At 66.4% G+C, this 16,715-nt stretch carries 13 protein-coding genes; 5 read left to right on the forward strand and 8 right to left on the reverse strand.

The window, feature by feature from the left end:
- Positions 1 to 4 precede the first annotated feature (4 nt).
- Genes LPB142_RS01150 through gpmI form a run of 4 tightly spaced genes read right to left on the reverse strand, consistent with a single transcriptional unit; the run spans position 5 to position 4,571 of the window.
- Positions 5 to 490 carry an RNA pyrophosphohydrolase gene (locus LPB142_RS01150; RefSeq protein WP_068766443.1) on the reverse strand — a complete coding sequence of 162 codons (486 nt, stop codon included), beginning with the start codon at positions 488 to 490 and terminating at the stop codon, positions 5 to 7.
- Positions 491 to 532: 42 nt separating this feature from the next.
- Positions 533 to 1,906 carry a S41 family peptidase gene (locus tag LPB142_RS01155; RefSeq protein ID WP_068766442.1) on the reverse strand — a complete coding sequence of 458 codons (1,374 nt, stop codon included), beginning with the start codon at positions 1,904 to 1,906 and terminating at the stop codon, positions 533 to 535.
- 2 nt (positions 1,907 to 1,908) lie between these two features.
- Positions 1,909 to 3,054, reverse strand: a complete 1,146-nt coding sequence (locus LPB142_RS01160; RefSeq protein ID WP_071165258.1) for a murein hydrolase activator EnvC family protein — start codon at positions 3,052 to 3,054, stop codon at positions 1,909 to 1,911.
- Positions 3,051 to 4,571, reverse strand: a complete 1,521-nt coding sequence (gpmI, locus tag LPB142_RS01165; RefSeq protein ID WP_071167074.1) for a 2,3-bisphosphoglycerate-independent phosphoglycerate mutase — start codon at positions 4,569 to 4,571, stop codon at positions 3,051 to 3,053. The genes LPB142_RS01160 and gpmI overlap by 4 nt, the downstream gene beginning before the upstream one ends.
- A 161-nt stretch (positions 4,572 to 4,732) precedes the next feature.
- Between gpmI and kdsA the strand changes: the two genes are divergently transcribed.
- Genes kdsA through LPB142_RS01180 form a run of 3 tightly spaced genes read left to right on the forward strand, consistent with a single transcriptional unit; the run spans position 4,733 to position 8,740 of the window.
- The gene (gene kdsA / locus LPB142_RS01170) at positions 4,733 to 5,563 is read left to right on the forward strand and encodes a 3-deoxy-8-phosphooctulonate synthase (RefSeq protein WP_071165259.1); all 831 of its coding nucleotides are present in this window, start codon (positions 4,733 to 4,735) and stop codon (positions 5,561 to 5,563) included.
- A gap of 38 nt (positions 5,564 to 5,601) precedes the next feature.
- A complete protein-coding gene (locus tag LPB142_RS01175) occupies positions 5,602 to 7,914 on the forward strand; it encodes a rhamnosyltransferase WsaF family glycosyltransferase (protein WP_071165260.1) in 2,313 nt (770 codons plus the stop codon).
- A gap of 4 nt (positions 7,915 to 7,918) precedes the next feature.
- Complete coding sequence (locus tag LPB142_RS01180; RefSeq protein ID WP_071167075.1) at positions 7,919 to 8,740, forward strand: hypothetical protein; 822 nt, start codon at positions 7,919 to 7,921, stop codon at positions 8,738 to 8,740.
- Here the strand turns inward: LPB142_RS01180 and LPB142_RS01185 are convergent, their stop codons facing one another.
- Complete coding sequence (locus LPB142_RS01185; RefSeq protein WP_068766543.1) at positions 8,741 to 9,415, reverse strand: ABC transporter ATP-binding protein; 675 nt, start codon at positions 9,413 to 9,415, stop codon at positions 8,741 to 8,743. It abuts the gene before it with no gap.
- Between the two features lie 25 nt (positions 9,416 to 9,440).
- On the reverse strand, positions 9,441 to 10,628 hold the full coding sequence (locus LPB142_RS01190; protein ID WP_231879010.1) for a sugar transporter: 1,188 nt from the start codon (positions 10,626 to 10,628) through the stop codon (positions 9,441 to 9,443).
- An 84-nt stretch (positions 10,629 to 10,712) separates the two neighbouring features.
- On the opposite strand from LPB142_RS01190, the gene LPB142_RS01195 reads away from it, so the two are divergent.
- Together LPB142_RS01195 and LPB142_RS01200 are read left to right on the forward strand one after the other, a co-directional pair.
- Positions 10,713 to 11,528: an ABC transporter permease gene (locus LPB142_RS01195; RefSeq protein WP_082872941.1), complete on the forward strand. Its 816-nt coding sequence runs from the start codon at positions 10,713 to 10,715 to the stop codon at positions 11,526 to 11,528.
- Positions 11,529 to 11,589: 61 nt separating this feature from the next.
- Entirely contained in the window at positions 11,590 to 12,357 is a 768-nt protein-coding gene (locus LPB142_RS01200; protein WP_068766438.1) for a sulfotransferase family 2 domain-containing protein, read from the forward strand.
- Between the two features lie 21 nt (positions 12,358 to 12,378).
- On the opposite strand, the gene LPB142_RS01205 is transcribed toward LPB142_RS01200, so the two are convergent.
- Together LPB142_RS01205 and LPB142_RS01210 are read right to left on the reverse strand one after the other, a co-directional pair.
- Positions 12,379 to 13,491 (reverse strand): polysaccharide biosynthesis/export family protein, encoded by a 1,113-nt coding sequence (locus tag LPB142_RS01205; RefSeq protein ID WP_068766437.1) that lies wholly within the window; start codon positions 13,489 to 13,491, stop codon positions 12,379 to 12,381.
- 140 nt (positions 13,492 to 13,631) lie between these two features.
- Positions 13,632 to 16,646 (reverse strand): M10 family metallopeptidase C-terminal domain-containing protein, encoded by a 3,015-nt coding sequence (locus LPB142_RS01210; protein ID WP_198037855.1) that lies wholly within the window; start codon positions 16,644 to 16,646, stop codon positions 13,632 to 13,634.
- Positions 16,647 to 16,715 lie beyond the last annotated feature (69 nt).

The raw sequence follows: 16,715 nt of genomic DNA on the forward strand, positions 1-16,715 counted from the left end.
GATTTCAGCCGAAATAGTCTCGAAATTCGTCGAAAACCGCCTCGTAGACCGCGCGTTTGAACGGCACGATCCCCTCGATCACCTCGGTATGCGGCTTCCAGGCCCAGACCGAGAATTCCGGGTGCTCGGTCGCGATATTCACATCGCTGTCCTGGCCCAGAAAGCGGAACAGGAACCATTTCTGCTTCTGGCCCCGGTAGCGGCCCTTCCAGATATTGCCGACCAGATCGGCCGGCAGATCATAGGTCACCCAGTCGCGCGTCTTGGCGATCTTCTCGACCAGATCGGCGCGCACGCCGGTCTCCTCGAACAGCTCGCGCAGCGCGGCCTCTTTCGGCTTTTCGCCCTCGTCGATGCCCCCCTGCGGCATCTGCCAGGCGGCGCCGGGGTTGTCGATGCGCTGGCCGGTGAACACAAGCCCTTGTTGGTTCACCAAAACAACCCCCACGTTCTTGCGATACGGCAGGGCAGAAATTTCGTCAGGGGTCATCGTCTCATTCCTGAAGACAGGGGGCCCGAAGGCCCCCGTGGATCAATTCGCCGGGGCCTTCTCGGCCGGCGCGGCCTCGGTGGGGGCCTGTTCGACCGAAATCGCCGAGAAGCCCTTGAGGATGTCGATCGCATAGGCGAGCTGATAATCCTCGACGCGCAGCTTGGCGGCCTCCTCGGCCTTCTTGCGCTCCTCCTCGGCCTGCTTCTTCTCATCCTCGGTCATCGAGTCATTGGTCAGCACGCCGCGCAGATCGGCTTCCGAGGTGGTCTGATGGGCCTCGTCCTCGGTCTCGGCCTCGGGTTTCGCCGCGGGCTGCGCCACCACGATATCGGGCGCAATGCCGAGCGCCTGGATCGAGCGCCCCGAGGGCGTGTAATAGCGCGCCGTGGTCAGCCGCATCGCGCCCTCGCCCTGGATCGGGATCACCGTCTGCACCGAGCCCTTGCCGAAGCTCTTGGTGCCGACGACGATCGCGCGGCGATGGTCCTGCAGCGCCCCGGTCACGATCTCGGAGGCCGAAGCCGACCCGCCGTTGATCAGAACGACAATCGGCTTGCCCTGCGCGAGGTCGCCCGGCGTCGCATTGAACCGCTCGCTCTCCTCGGCCTTGCGCCCGCGCGTCGAGACGATCTCGCCCTTGTCGAGGAACGCGTCCGACACCGCGATCGCCTGCGTGAGCAGCCCGCCCGGGTTGTTGCGCAGGTCGATGACGAAGCCTGTCACCTTGTCGATGCCGCCGGCCTCCTCGACCGCCTTCTTCAGGCTCGCCTCGAGGTTCGGATAGGTCTGGTCGTTGAAGGTGGTCACCCGCAGCACAACCGTGCTGCCCTCGAGCCGCCCCTTCACCGCGGTGAGCTTGATCGTGTCGCGCGTCAGCGTCACGTCGAAGGGCTCGGGCGTGCCCTCGCGCGCGATCGTCACGGTGAGCTCCGAGCCGACCGGCCCGCGCATCTTCTCCACCGCCTGATCGAGCGTCAGCCCCATCAGCGTCTCGCCATCGACCTGGGTGATGAAATCGCCCGACTGGATGCCCGCCGCCGCCGCCGGCGTGCCATCCATCGGCGAGACGACCTTGACGAAGCCGTCCTCCTGGGTGACCTCGATCCCGAGCCCGCCGAAGGAGCCGCGCGTCTGCACGCGCATGTCGTCGTAATCATCGGGCGGCAGATAGCTCGAATGCGGGTCGAGCGAGCTCAACATCCCGTTGATCGCCGCCTCGATGAGCTTCTTGTCATCGACCTGCTCGACGTAATCGGTGCGGATCCGCTCGAAGATATCGCCAAAAAGGTTGAGCTGCTCGTAGACCGAGCCGGGTTTGGCGGCCTCATCAGCCAGAAGCGGCGCCGCGATCTGCGTCGAGAGCACCACCCCGGCCACGGTGCCGCCAAGCGCGGCCATAACGAACTTTTTCATCCTCAACCCTTGTCCTGGTCTTTCGTCTGGGTGAACCACGCGGCCGGGTCCACGGGCGTGTCGCCCTTCCTGAGTTCCATATAAAGCGTCTCCGTCCGCCCGGCGCCACCGCCTTTCTGCGCCGAACGAATGAAATCCGCCCCGAATTCTTCCGCGCTGGGCTCGGTGCCGCCCATCAACCCGATCGGCGCCCCGCGCGGCAACACGTCTCCGGTCTCACCATAGACGGTGCCGAGCCCGGCCAGAACCAGAAGATAGCCCTCCGCGGGCTCGAGGATCATCACATTTCCGTAGTCGAGAAGCGGCCCCCGATATCGGATCGTCGCGGGCCAGGGCGCGGTGACGAGCGCGGCGGGCGCCGTCGCGATCAAGAGCCCCGGGCGGCGGATCCCCGCGGCATCGGCCTCGTTGAACCGGCGCAGCACCGAGCCCATCACCGGCAGGCTGAGCGTGCCCTCGGCGCCGGCGAAATCCTCGAGCGGCGCGCCGATGTCGCTGTCGAGATCGGCCAGCCCCGTGGCAAAGCCCTCGAGCGTATCGGCGCTTTCCACGAGCTTGCGCAGCTCCTCCGGGTCTTCAAGATACCGCCCCGGCAGCGCCGCGCGCTCGGCCACCGCCTCGGAGAGCGCCGTGCGCGCCGATTGCACCGAGAACAGACCCTGTTCCAGCGTCTTCTTGGCGTTCATCTGCAGATCTTGCAGCGTGCGGATCTCCTCGAGATCGCCGCGCATCGCCTCCGCCTCGGCCTGCAGCGCGGGCGTCACCGCGCTCAGCACCATCCCCGAACGCGCCGAGCCCAAGGGCCCCGCCGGGTGCAGCAACAAAAGCGGCCCCTCGGAGCGCTCCATCGTGCTCATCACCCCTAAAAGCCGGCCGATCTCCTCGCGTTTGGCGTCGAACCCCGCCTCGATCTCGCCCTCGCGGATCGCCGCGCGCCGCAGCCCGTCGCGCAGCGCGCCAAGCCCCGCCTCATAGGCGCTGATCGTCTCGCTCAGCGCCGCGATCCGGTCGGCCTTGGTCTTGGCCGCATCCAGCGCCGCGATCGAGGCGCGCAGATCCTCGGCCGCCTTCAGTGCGCTATCGGCCGCGGGGCTGGCCAGGGCCGCCCCCGCGCTGAGAACCCAAGCGAGAACCGCGCCCCGCATCAGCGCTCGATCAGCGTCTTGCCGGTCATCTCGGGCGGCACGTCGAGCCCCATCAGATCAAGCAGCGTCGGCGCGAGATCGGCAAGCCGCCCCTTGTGCAGCCGCGCCCCCGCCGGCCCGCCCACCAGCGCCACCGGCACGAGGTTGGTGGTATGCGCGGTATGCGGCCCGCCCGTCACCGGGTCGATCATCGTCTCGCAATTGCCGTGGTCGGCGGTGATGATCATCGCGCCCCCCGCCGCCTCCAGCGCCGCCAGAACCCGCCCGAGATCGCGGTCGATCTCCTCGCAGGCCGCAATCGCCGCGGGCAGGCTGCCGGTATGGCCGACCATATCGGGGTTGGCATAGTTCACCACGATCAGGTCATAGCCCTTCTCGATCGCCTCGACGAATTTGTCGGTGACCTCCGGCGCGCTCATCTCGGGTTGCAGATCATAGGTCGCAACCTTGGGCGATTTCGGCATGAACCGATCCTCGCCCGCCCAAGGCGCCTCCTTGCCGCCGTTCAGGAAGAAGGTGACATGGGGGTATTTCTCGGTCTCGGCCAGGTGGAACTGCGTCAGCCCCTGTTTCGAGACCCATTCGCCCAGCGTGTTGACGATATCGCGCTTGGGGTAGGCCGTCGCCATATAGGCGTTGTGGTCGACCGAATATTCGACCATGCCAAGAAGCGCCGACCAGCGCGGCCGCGCCGAGATATCAAGCTCGGCAAACCCCGGCTCGGCCAGCGCGCGCAGGATCTCGCGCGCCCGGTCGGCGCGGAAATTCAGACAGAAGACCCCGTCGCCATCCGCCGTGCCCGCATAATCGCCGATCACGGTCGGCTTGATGAATTCATCCATCTCGCCCTTGGCATAAGATTGCGCCACCGCCTCGGCCGCGCTCGCCGCCGTCAGCCCCTCGGCCTTGACCATCGCGTCATAGGCGAGCCCCACCCGCTCCCAGCGGTTGTCGCGGTCCATCGCCCAATAGCGCCCGATCACCGTGCCGATCGTGCAGCCCGCCGGCAGCCGCGCCACGAAATCGTCGATGAAGCGCGCCGCGCTGTCGGGGGCCACGTCGCGCCCGTCGGTGATCGCATGGACCACAACCGGCACGCCCGCCTCCGCCACCGCCTTGCAGGCCGCAAGCGTGTGCTCGATATGGCCATGCACCCCGCCATCCGAGATCACCCCCATCAGATGCGCCCGCCCGCCCGCGGCCTTCACCTTGGCGATGAAATCGAGGATCGCCTCGTTGCGGTAGAACGACCCGTCCTCGATCGCGAGGTCGATCTGGCCGAGATCCATCGCCACGACGCGCCCCGCGCCGATATTGGTGTGGCCCACCTCGGAGTTGCCCATCTGCCCGGTCGGCAGCCCGACATCGGGGCCATGGGTGATCAGCGTCGCCTTCGGGCAGGTCGCGAAAACGCGGTCGAGGTTCGGCGTGCGGGCCTGCGCGGGGGCGTTGCCCTCGACCTCGGCGCGTTCGCCCCAGCCATCGAGAATGCACAGAACAACGGGTTTCGGACGGGTCATCGCGGCCTCCATCAAGATCCTGCTTCTCCTTACGCGCCTGCGGCGAAATCGGCAACTGCGGCCAATGTGCCAAAACCCGCAAGCCCCCGCGCGCTTTCCTTTTCATCGGGGCGCAGACTTGCTAAGCAGCGGGAAACAGTTTGCGCGTAAAGGAGACCCCGATGACCAGCCCCAAGATCGTGACCGTCGGCGATATCGCCATCGGGGGCAATGAGCCCTTCGCGCTGATCACCGGCCCGTGCCAGCTCGAGAGCTATGACCACGCCCGGATGATGGCCGAGAAAATCGCCGAGGCCTGCGCGCCCACCGGCACGAAATTCATCTTCAAGGCCAGCTACGACAAGGCCAACCGCTCCTCGATCAAGACCCAGCGCGGGCTGGGCATGGAGAAGGGCCTCGAGATCCTCGCGAAGATCCGCGATGAATTCGGCTGCCCGATCCTGACCGATGTCCATGACGCCGCCCAATGCGCCCCCGCCGGCGCGGTGGTCGATGTGCTGCAGATCCCCGCGTTCCTGTGCCGCCAGACAGATCTTCTGCTCGCCGCGGGCGAGACCGGCTGCGCGATCAACGTCAAGAAGGGCCAGTTCCTCGCGCCGTGGGATATGGGCAATGTCGCCGAGAAGATCGCCTCGACCGGCAATGAGCGCATCATGCTGTGCGACCGCGGCACCTCCTTTGGCTACAACACCCTCGTGACCGATTTCCGCGGCCTGCCGATCATGGCGGCGACCGGCTACCCGGTGGTTTTCGACGCGACCCATTCGGTGCAACAGCCGGGCGGCCAGGGCATGACCTCGGGCGGCCAGCGCGAATTCGCGCCCGTGCTCGCGCGCGCGGCCTGCGCGGTCGGCGTCTCGGCGCTCTTCATCGAGACCCATGAAGACCCCGACAACGCGCCCTCGGATGGGCCGAACATGATCCCGGTGGACCAGATGGGCGCCCTGATCGCGAAGCTGCGCGCCTTCGACGCGCTGCAAAAGGGCCTCTGAGCCCGCGCCGCCAGCCCCAACAGCGAGCCGCCGACCAAATGACCGACCGCGTTTATCTCGTTCTTGCCGTCTTCCGGCCGAACCGGGATTTCCTCGCCGCGCAGCTCGCCTCGATCGCCGCGCAAGACCACCGCGATCACCGCCTCGTCGCGGTGATCTCCGATCGCGTCTCGGCCGACCTTGTGCGCGCGCTCTGCGCCGAAGTGGGCCTCGCCGACCCGCATATCCATGTCCCCGGCGAGACGCTCGACGCCGTGCGCGGCTTCGAGGCGGGCCTTGCCGAGGCGCTGTTCCTCGCCCGCAAGGAGGGCGCCGAGGACGCGCTCTTCGCGCTGTGCGACCAGGACGACATCTGGCACCCGAACCGCCTCTCGCGCGGGGTGGCCGAGCTGCGCGCCAGCGGCGCCGATCTCGTCCATTCCGATGCGCGCCTCGTCGATGGCGCGGGCGCGGTGATCGCCCCCTCGATGTTCGCCTTCGAAAAACGCGCCCGCGCGCCGGGCCTGCGCGGGCTGCTCTACCGCAACAACATCACCGGCATGACCGTGCTGATGCGCCGCCGGGTCGTCGAGATCGCCCTGCCCTTCCCGCAGCAAAGCGGCGTGCATTTCTACCATGACCTCTGGCTCGGCCTCGTCGCCGCGGCGCTGGGCGGGGTGCGGCTGATCCCCGAACCGCTCGTCGATTACCGCCAGCACGGCGCCAACACGATCGGCGCGGTCGACCGCTCCGACGCCGCCCGCCCGCGCCTTTTCAAACGCTTGCGCGGCCTCAACGGCATGTGGCTGCGCCGCGAGGCGGCGAGCTACGCGCTCGCGCGCTATCTCGCGCAGAGCGTCGACGGCCGCCTCGCCGAGGTTTCCGCCGCGGGCGAGCTCGCCCATGGCGAGGCGCATCTGGCGCCCCTGCGCCCCTATCTGGCGCGCCGCCGCGGCGGGCTGAGCTTCCTGCGCGACGCGATCTCGCTCGCCGCGCGCGGCAAATTCGGCCTCGCCCGGATCGCGCTGGGCTTCGGCACGGTGCATGTCGGCCGCCTCGTCTGGGCGCTGCGCATCAGCCTGACGCGCGGCATGACCGAGGCGCTCGAGGCCTTTGACGAACGGCTCTACTCACTCTCGCCGGGCGTCGCGCCCCGCCACCCCTCGCTCGAGGGCGGGCCCTCCTCGAAGCCGGTGAAATTCGAGACCCTGACCGACCTGCGCAAACGCCCGCGCTGGACGCCCGAGTTCACCGCCCCCGCGCCGAGCTTCACCGTCCTCGTGCCGACCCTGAACCCGACCGAGATCTTCGCGGGCATCCTCACCGCGATCGACATCGGCGTGGGGCTGGCCGAGCGCGGCTATCGCGTCACCTTCATCGCGACCGATCTGCCGATCTCCTCGCAAGGCGCCTCGCGCAGCTTCGTTCTGCGCCGCCTCAGCCCCGCCGCGGGCCTCGAGGTCGCCGACCGCATCGCGCTCCATTGCGGGGTGCAGAGCGAAACGATCCCCGCGCACCCGGGCGATCTCTTCCTCGCCACCGCCTGGTGGACCGCCCATGTCGCGCAGGAGCTGATCGCCCGCCACGGCTTCACCGCGCGCCGCTTCCACTACCTGATCCAGGATTACGAGCCCAATTTCTACGCCTGGGGCCCGGAATATGCCGATGCGGTGGCGAGCTATGCGCTGCCCTTCGAGCCGATCTACAACACCTCGCTCCTGCGCGATTTCATGGCCGAAAAGGGCTATCGCCTCGGCACGCAGGCGCCGCTGTGCTTCCACCCCGCGATCGAGATCGCCCGCTACGCGACCGGCGCCCGCCCGCCGCGCCGCGGTCCGCGCCGGCTCGCGCTTTACGGCCGCCCCGAGGTGCCGCGCAACATGTATGCGATGGCGATCGAGGTGCTCGCGCGTTTCATCGAGGCCGAAAATCTCGGCCCCGAGGACATCGAGCTGATCTCCGTCGGGCTGCGCCACGCGCCGGTGAGCCTGCCCAACGGGCTGACGCTCGCGAGCCACGGCAAGCTGCCCTGGGAGGAATATCCGGGTTTCCTGCGGGGCCTCGATCTCGGCCTCTCGCTGATGTATTCGCCCCACCCGAGCCACCCGCCGATCGAGATGGCGGCCTCGGGCGTGCGCGTCGTGACCAACAGCTTCGGCCCGAAAGACCTCTCCACGCTCAGCCCCGCGATCGTCTCGGCCACGCCCGACGCCGATGAGCTGACCGCCGCGCTGCGCCGCGCCTGGGCGATGGCCCCGGTCGAGGAGGCCGAGCGCGCGATCGACCTCAAGGCGCTTGGCCTGCCGCCCGATGAGATGATCGACCTCCTCGCCGACCGCCTCGCGGCCGACCTGCCCCGACAGAATGGATAAGACGATGACGAAACGGATCCTGCTCCACGTTGGCTCGCCCAAATGCGGCTCGACCTACCTGCAACAGGTGATGGCCCATAACGGCGAGAGCCTGCGCGCCGCCGGGGTGAGCTACCCCAAACCCGCGGGCACCCACCCGGGCAACGCCGCCGCCCTCGCCGAGCTCGACGCCGCGACCGTGCTCGGCTGGTTCACCCCGGGGATCCACACCGTCGTGCTCAGCCACGAGGATCTCTTCTCGATGCCGAAAAAGGGCGATGCGCTGCACGCGATCGCCGCCAAGGCCGGGATCGAGGTGCAGGTGATCATGTTCCTGCGCCCGTTCAGCGAATTCATGTTCGGCGATTACTCGCAGTTCATGAAACAGCATTTCGAGACCTATCTGAAAACGCGCGAGCCCTATAACGGCATGACCTTCCGCGATTTCACCATCCGCCGCGCCTCGACGATGAAACCCGCGCTCTATGCCCGCAACTGGGGCGCGCGCTTCCCCGCCCGGAAGATCATCCTCGCCAGCCACCGCGAGATCCGCCCGGTGATCGAGGGGCTGATCGGGCCGCAGGCGTTGGCGAGCTGGGAGGTGCCGAGCGCGCTGACCAACCCGTCGCTGCGGATGGAGGATTGCGACCGGATCGCCGAGGCGATGCGCAACCCGAAGATCTCGGATGGCGAGATCCGCGACATGCTGCGCGCGGCCTTCCACAAGACCGCCGAGCGCGACGCCGGCAAGAGCCCCGAGCGCATCGCCTTCGCCGAGGAGCAATTCGCCCCGCAAAACGAGGTTCTGCTCAGCGAATTCGGCTTCGACAACCGCCGCAGGGGCTGATCACTCGTCGCCCTTGTCGTCGCCGCCCATCAGCCGCTCATGATGGGCGATGGCGTCCTCCACATCTTCATAGAAATGGAAGACGCCGTTCTCGAGCACGCCCGCGTGGTGGCACAGCCGTCGCACCTGGCCCATCGTATGGGTGACCATCACCGCCGCGCTTTGCGAGATCCGCTGCTGAAACAGCGCCTCGGATTTGCGCTTGAACGAGGCATCGCCCACCGCGGTGACCTCGTCGACGAGATAGGTGTCGAAATGGATCCCCATCGACACCCCGAAGGCGAGGCGCGATTTCATCCCCGAGGAATAGCTGCGCACCGGCAGGTTGAAATGCTGCCCGAGCTCGGCGAAATCGGCGACGAAATCGACCAGCTCATCGGTATCGACGCCGTAGACCCGCGCGATGAAGCGCACGTTTTGCAGCCCGGTGAGATCCTGGTGGAAACTGCCCGCAAAGCCCACCGGCCAGGAGACCGTGCCATGGCGCACGACCTCGCCGCTATCGGGCTCCATCGCGCCGGAGATCATCCGCAGAAGCGTCGATTTCCCCGCCCCGTTGCGCCCCAGAACCGCCACCGCGCGCCGCGCCGGGAAGATCGCGTTGACATTTTGCGCCACGATCTTGCGCCGGCCGTTCGTCACATACGTCTTGCAGACGTTGCGCAGCTCGATCATCGGCGTCTCGCCCGCGATCATCGGATCAACGCCGGTCGCGAAGCGAATAATAGATCATCGCCATGATCGACCAGGCGACGAACAAGAGCCCCGCAAGCGCCGAGAGGATCACGAAGCGGCGCGGATATTCCGAGGTTTCCGCCCGCGTCGGCGGGATATGGATCGCGAGATACCGCGACTTGCGCTGTGCCTCGGCCACCGCCGCATCATAGGTCGCAAGCGCGGTCAGATAGCGCTTCTCGGCAAAGGCCTGATCGACGGTGAGCGATTCATATTCGTTGATCAGATTGGCGAGATTGTCCGGGTTTTCCTGCTCGGCGCGGCCGAATTCGCTGCGCTCATCGGCGATGCGACCGCGGATGACATCGATGCGCTGCTGCAACTCGCCGCGGCGCGGGTCGTCCTTGGCGAGCATGTCGAGCTCGATCATCGCGCTGGCGAGGCGTTCTTGCAGGTTGTTGAGGATCCCCATCCGGCCCTGCACATTCGCCTGCGGGTCGACGATCTGGCTGCGCACGCGGAACTGGGTGATCGCCGAGCGCGCCTCCTTGAGCGAGGCGACGGCCTGGTCGAGATCCTCGCGGGCGTAGCGCGTCGCATCCTCGCGCGCGATCGCGGAGAGCTGGTTGATCATCTTGCTGCTCTCGTCGGCGATCGCGGTGGCGATCTGCTGCGCATCCTCGGGGTCGAAGGCGAGCACCCGGATCTCGATCAGCCCGGCCGAGCTGTCGTAGAAGACATCGACCATCCGCTTCCAGAAGGCGAGCATCTGCTCGATCCGCGCATCCGAGCCGATCGAGAACACCGGGTCGCCCGGGTTGGCAAAGACCGTCATCAGGTCGATCCGCGCATTGATCGCGCGCACCATCGCCTCGCTGCGGATGTATTCGTAAAGGATATCGGTATCCGACGAGCTCGAGCCTGAGAGCTGCGCGATCCCGCCGAGCATCTCGACGGCGGAGCCTGCCTCCTCGCGGCGCACCGAAAAGCCGACGCGGCTGGCGAACTGGTCATTGGCGATCGCGTAGAGATAGAGCCCCGCGAGCAGCACCGGCGCCACCACCACCGCCGCAAAAGACGCCGCGAGGAGCTTGTGGCGCCGTTGCAGCCGCGCGAATTGGGCCGGCGGGCGCACCTTGAGCTTGAGCTTCTTTGCCGCGGCGGCGGCCAGACGAGTGGGGTGCGACGCGGGCGCCTCGGCGGGATCAGTCACGGAAAACCTGTTCGTATCGTTGGCGAAAGCGGCTCACTCTGCTGATTTGCAGATCTCGGCAACTGTGTTACGTCACTTTTCACCATGACTCAATCGGCACTTCCCTCGCCGGGCCTGCGCGCCCCGCAACGCCCCCGCAGCCTCGCCACCGCGCGCACCATCGCGGCGCTGATGCTGCGCGAGATGAGCACGACCTATGGCCGCTCGATGCTGGGCTATCTGTGGGCCGTGCTCGAGCCGGTGGCGGGCATCATGCTGATGACCTTCATCTTTTCCTTCGCCTTCCGGGCGCCGCCGATCGGCACGAACTTCCCGCTGTTCTACGCCTCGGGCATCCTGCCGTTCATGGCCTATATGGATATCGGCCAGAAGATCTCGGTCTCGCTCAGGTTCTCGAAATCGCTGATGTTCTACCCCGGCGTGACCTTCATCGACGCGATCGTGGCGCGGTTCCTGATCAACGCGCTGACCTTCGTCATGGTGGCGGTGATCGTCTACGGGCTGATCTTCCTGGTCTTCCGCCTCAACGCGATCATCGACCTGCCGGCGATCTTTCTGGCCTTCGCCATGGCCTTCGCGCTCGGCCTCGGGATCGGCACGCTCAATTGCTTCCTGCTCTCGAGCTACCCTTTGTGGGAACGCGCCTGGGCGGTGATCACGCGGCCGCTCTTCATCGTGTCGTGCATCTTCTACATCTTCGATTCCATCCCCGAGCCCTATCGCGGCTGGCTGTGGTGGAACCCGCTCGTCCATATCATCGGCCAGGCGCGCAAGGGCTTTTACGCCACCTATGACGGCGCCTATGTCTCGCCGCTCTATGTGTTCACCGTGTCGGCCGTGACCTTCGCCGCCGGGCTGTTGCTGCTGCGCCGGTATCACCGCGACATCGTGAACTTCTGAGCGCAGAGCGGTTGCCCCGGCCCCGCCGGTTTGCTAGCCCGAGATCAAAGAGGAGGGCTCCATGGGCTGGCGCGGTTATATCGACGATCCCCACAAGACGGTGTTTTTCTGGTCGCAAAAGGCCGCCTGCACGACGCTGTTCAACCTGCTCGCCGATAACATGCCCGAGCGCCCGGCCGCGAAAAGCCATTTCCACACCACCAGCGCGCCCTATCAGAAATGCCTCGAGGCGATCGAGAAGCGCGGCTACCGCGCGGTGATCCTCGCGCGCCACCCGGTCACCCGCTCGATCAGCGCCTATTTCAACAAGTTCCTCGTCTACCGCGACAAACGCCTGATGACCCGCGCCGATCTCGAGCCCTTCGCGCAGGTGCTCCATGACAAGTTCTGCGAGATCACCGGTCAGACGACCGAGGATAACATCATCACCTATGAGCAGTTCCTCGATACCGTCGCCGCGATGCGCGCCGATCTCGCCGAGAAGCCGCATATCCCGATCAACGGCCATTGGGAAACCCAGGTGCCGCCGCTCCTGCGCGAGCGCGGCTTTCGCTATGACCGGATCGTGCATGTCGAGAACCTCGATGCCGAGCTCGCCGAGCTTTGCGCCGAGCTCGGCCTGACCCATGAGCCGCGCACGCTCAACCGCACCAAGATCGCCGCCGAGCGCCATCAGGGCTATCTCGGCGACCGCCCCGCGCGCGAGGTCTCGGGGCTGAACTTCGGCTATGAGAATTTCATCGCGCCGGCGACGCTTGCGCGGCTCGAGCGGCTCTATGGCGTCGATTTCGAGATGTTGGGCTACCCGCCCGGGGCCCCGCAGCGCTGAGGCTGCGGGCGCCGGAAGGGATCATTCGGAGATCAAGGTGGCGGTGCGCGCCGTGCCGAGAACCGAGCCGATCACCGAGAGCACATTGCGCGTCATGGTGAGCGAGGCCTCGGTCGCAACGACCGTATCCTCGGGGTTGATCTGGAACTTGCGCGCCGCAAAGAGCCCGTCCGCCGAGGTCAGATCGAAGGCGAAGATCATCTGCGCGCGCTCGGGCCCGCCGGGTTTGACCGCCGAGGCCGGATATTCGCGCAGAACGATCAGCCCCTTCGGATCGGCGCGGGTATCGGCAAGCCCGCCGATCTCGGCCAGCGCCTCGAGCGCGGTGAGCCGGGCCTTGGAGAAATAGACGATCTCCTCGCTGCCGGTGGCGCCGATCGCGGTGAAGTAACGCTCATCCGCCGCCACCACGATCTTGTCATTGCCGCGCACGGGGATGTTTCTCGAGGCATCCGAGAGCAGCTCGCGCGCCGGGATCCGATAGGTCTTGCCCGCGCGGATCAGCCGCACCTCGGGGTTGCGCAGATTGGCCGGGATACCGCCGGCCTGCGCGATCACGCTGAGCACCGAGGTGTTGCGATCAGCGAGCGGGAAGCTGCCCGGCTTGGCCACGCCCGAGACCACGTCGACGGTGTTGAGCCGGCCCTGGGTCACGTTGAGCTGGACCTGCGCGGTGGGCGAGATCGGCTCGAGCGCCTTCTGGATCTTGGCCCGCGCCTGCGTCGGCGTCAGCCCGCGCACGAAAACGCTGTCGATATAGGGCACGAAGACATCGCCGGATTCGGTGACGACCAGGCCTTTCATGGTCGAGCTGCGGCTGGCGTTTTGCGTCAGCAGCGAGTTTTCCTGGCTGTCCCAGACCATCAGATCGAGCGTGTCGCCCGTCTCGATCACGCCGGTATCGGCGCCCCGATGCGGGCCGGGCCAGTTCGCCCCGCCCGAGGGGCCGGTGCGCGGAAAGGCCTGGATCTGCGCGATATTGTCGCGACCGACGCGCATCACCGCAAAATCTTGATCCGGCGCGGTTTCCTCGCGGACGATTTCACGCGTCAGCGCCGCCCCCCGAGGGGTCGTGCAGGACGCAGCAACAAGGATCGTCAGCGTGAAGCCGACGGTGGTAAGCAAGCGGCTCAATACGATCCCCCCAGACCATGAGACAGCTCCGTTCTAATCATGACCGCCCGAATTGCCAGCCGAAAATTCTGCATCGGCGAGATCTTCCACAGAAAAGGCGGGCCCGAAGGCCCGCCTCTGTGGATAAGTCGGCGCCGGGATCAGGCGAAGATGAAATCGTCCTTGGTCAGCTCGGCGGCGCTGACGCCGACCACATAGATCACCTGACCGCCATAGGTCATCGAGACACCGGCCTCGCCGTCGATGGTGGTGTTGGTGATGTTGAGGGCCGCGACATAGCCGTTCATGCCCGAGCCAGGCGCGTTTTCGACGCCGGAGATGCGGAACATGTCCACGCCATCCTCGAAGTCGAGGATCGTGTCGACATCGCCGTCGATCATGCCGTTGAACACGAAGACATCCGCGCCGTCGCCGCCGGTCATGGTGTCGTCGCCCTGACCGCCGTTGATCACGTCATCGCCCAGGCCGCCGTCGATCAGGTCATGGCGCCCGCCGCCGGCGAGGAAGTCGTCGCCCGCGCCGCCGAAGATCGTATCGTCACCTTCGCCGCCGCCGATCGAGTCGTTGCCGCCGTTGCCGGTGAGATAGTCGCGCCCGGTGCCGCCGCCCATGTCGTCGTTGCCGGTGCCGCCCATCAGGGTGTCGTTGCCGAAGCTCGCGCCCATGATGTCGTTGCCGTCGCCGCCGTCCATGGAGTCATTGCCGGCGCCGCCGTTGACGGTGTCGTTGCCGGTGCCGCCGGTCATGGTGTCGTTATCCATGCCGCCGCCCATGAAGTCGTTGCCGTCGCCGCCGTCCATGGAGTCATTGCCGGTGCCGCCGCCCATCAGGTCATCGCCGGCGTCGCCTTGCAGCATGTCATCGCCGTCCGAGGCCGCGAGGTTGTCGTTGCCGTTGCCGCCGACCAGCGTGTCATTGCCGCCCTGGCCTTGCAGACCGTCATTGCCGTCACCGCCGGAGAGCAGATCGTTGCCGTCGCCGCCGGAGAGCAGGTCATCGCCGCCGAGCCCGTTGATCGTGTCATCGCCCTCGCCGCCGCCGATCGAGTCGTCGCCCGAGCCGCCCCAGAGGTAATCGCGCCCCGAGCCGCCGCCCATCGCATCGGCGCCCTCGCCGCCGTCGAGCGTGTCGTTGCCGAAGCTCGCGCCCATGATGTCGTTGCCGGTCTCGCCCATCATGAGGTCGTCGCCCGCGCCGCCGTTGACGGTGTCGTTGCCGCCATCGCCCGACACGGTGTCATTGCCCATGCCGCCGCCCATGAAATCATTGCCGGTGCCGCCCGACATCGAATCGTTGTCGAGCCCGCCGCCCATCAGGTCGTCGCCGTCGCCGCCGTCGAGGATATCGTTGCCGTCCGAGCCCGAGATGTTGTCGTTGCCCGCGCCGCCGTCGATCGTATCGGCGCCGGAATTGCCGCGCAGACCATCGTCGCCGCTCGAGCCATAGATCTCGTCATCGCCCTCATTGCCGGTGAGCAGGTCATCGCCCGCGCCGCCATAAATCGTGTCGTCGCCGGTGCCGCCGGTGAGATACTGATCCTCGGTCTCGGTATCATCGCCGAGCTCGACGCCATCGCCCGAGCCGCCGCCGCCGGTATCCTCGCCGGTGAGCTGGGCATAGCTGTAGGTGCCGTCGGCGAACTGGAAATATTCGACATTGGTGAAGAGATCGGTGCCATCGGCCGAGACGATCCGCAGCCCCGAGGAGAGAACCGTGACCGTCGCCGCCGCCATCGTGCCGGCGATCACCGCGGTGTCGCTGCCCGCGCCGCCGTCGACCACGTCATTGCCGGTGCCCGCGTCGATCGAGTTGTTGGCGCTGTTGCCGGTGATCGTATCATCGCCCGCGCCGGAGAGCACCGCCTCGACGATCGTGCCCGAGGCGATGGTCATGCTGTTGAGCACGCCGTCGATGTCGGAGATCCCCTCCGGGGTCAGGTCGATCACCTGATCGGTGCTGAACACCGAGACATCGAGCGTGTCATAGCCGCCGGTATCATAGATGGTGAAGACAATCTCGGCGCCGGCGTAGAGGTCGCTGTCGACCGCGTCGCCGTCGAAGATCATCCCGAAGATCTCGCCGAGGTAACCGCCGACGTTCGAATTCGCGCCCCAGGTGGTGTTGCCGGAATAGGCGGTGCTGCCGCCGCCGTAGAGGGTTTCCATCGAGATGTAATCGGACATCATCGGCGTGATCACCGACAGGAAGTCGCCGTCGATCGTCGTGTTTTCCTCGGGGCTGAAATACGACATGATCGAATAGACCGTGCTGTCGTTCAGATAGGCATTGTCGGTGCCATAGGTCGCCGAGCCGTCATAGGGGCCGGTATGGCCGAGCCCGAGCGCATGGCCGATCTCGTGGATATAGGTCTGGAAGGAATAGCTGTCGATCGTGGAGCCGTAATAGGCGACCCAATCGGCGCCGACATTGACCGAGGCCTGCGTCAGGATCCCGGTGTTCGGGTTGTAGCTGACCGGGCCGGCGAAGGCGCCGCTTTCGGTATCGTCGAAGATGATATTGGCGGTCGCGCTCGTGGTCGTGGTGAAGGTGATCCCGGTGGCGATCGACCAGGCCTCGAGCGCCCAGAGCGCGAGCTGTTTGGCGTCGGCGGTCAGGCCGGTGATGTTGACGGTGATCGTATCGCCCGCCTCGGCGTCGAAATGGATCGGCGCCGAGATCCCCCAGTCGAAATCGACGGTGTAGGAGGAGATCTGCTCGGGCGTGTAGACATCATCGGCGACCTGCAGCGTATAGGCGCCGGTCTCGCTGCCATAGGCGCCGACGGCGACGTAATAGGTGCCGCTGTAGCTTGCGGTGAAATCGATCAGCGAGAAGCGGTTGTAGCTCGTGACATCGTCATTCGAGGCGATCAGCGTGCCGTTCGAATTGTAGACGGAGAGCAGGGTGTCATCCACGCCGGTGCTCTGGCCGGTGGCGCCCCAGGCCGAGAACACATAGCCCTCGCCCGCGGTCAGCGTGACCTTGTACCAATCCTTGTCGCCCGAGGTGCCGACATGCCCGGTGACCGTATCGTCGACCGCCAGCGTGTAGGAGGTCGCGGTCGAGGCCGCGGCGTCGGTGCTTTCGGTCAGCGCGGCATCGCGCGTCAGGCTGTCGTCCGACAGGCTCGCTTTGGACGAGAAATCAAGGCTCATAATCATCTTCCCTCGGGTAACGCACCCGTGAGCCTAGCCGATAAGATTGCTCATCTCAAAGGCGAAAAA

Origin of the sequence: Rhodobacter xanthinilyticus, assembly GCF_001856665.1 — a bacterium.
GTDB classification, from domain to species: domain Bacteria; phylum Pseudomonadota; class Alphaproteobacteria; order Rhodobacterales; family Rhodobacteraceae; genus Rhodobacter; species Rhodobacter xanthinilyticus.

Coding starts and splice junctions, on each gene's coding strand:
- LPB142_RS01150 (WP_068766443.1), bottom strand. CDS start 490: ATGACCCCTGACGAAATTTCTGCCCTGCCGTATCGCAAGAACGTGGGG.
- LPB142_RS01155 (WP_068766442.1), bottom strand. CDS start 1,906: ATGAAAAAGTTCGTTATGGCCGCGCTTGGCGGCACCGTGGCCGGGGTG.
- gpmI (WP_071167074.1), bottom strand. CDS start 4,571: ATGACCCGTCCGAAACCCGTTGTTCTGTGCATTCTCGATGGCTGGGGC.
- kdsA (WP_071165259.1), top strand. CDS start 4,733: ATGACCAGCCCCAAGATCGTGACCGTCGGCGATATCGCCATCGGGGGC.
- LPB142_RS01175 (WP_071165260.1), top strand. CDS start 5,602: ATGACCGACCGCGTTTATCTCGTTCTTGCCGTCTTCCGGCCGAACCGG.
- LPB142_RS01180 (WP_071167075.1), top strand. CDS start 7,919: ATGACGAAACGGATCCTGCTCCACGTTGGCTCGCCCAAATGCGGCTCG.
- LPB142_RS01185 (WP_068766543.1), bottom strand. CDS start 9,415: ATGATCGAGCTGCGCAACGTCTGCAAGACGTATGTGACGAACGGCCGG.
- LPB142_RS01195 (WP_082872941.1), top strand. CDS start 10,713: ATGACTCAATCGGCACTTCCCTCGCCGGGCCTGCGCGCCCCGCAACGC.
- LPB142_RS01200 (WP_068766438.1), top strand. CDS start 11,590: ATGGGCTGGCGCGGTTATATCGACGATCCCCACAAGACGGTGTTTTTC.
- LPB142_RS01210 (WP_198037855.1), bottom strand. CDS start 16,646: ATGAGCCTTGATTTCTCGTCCAAAGCGAGCCTGTCGGACGACAGCCTG.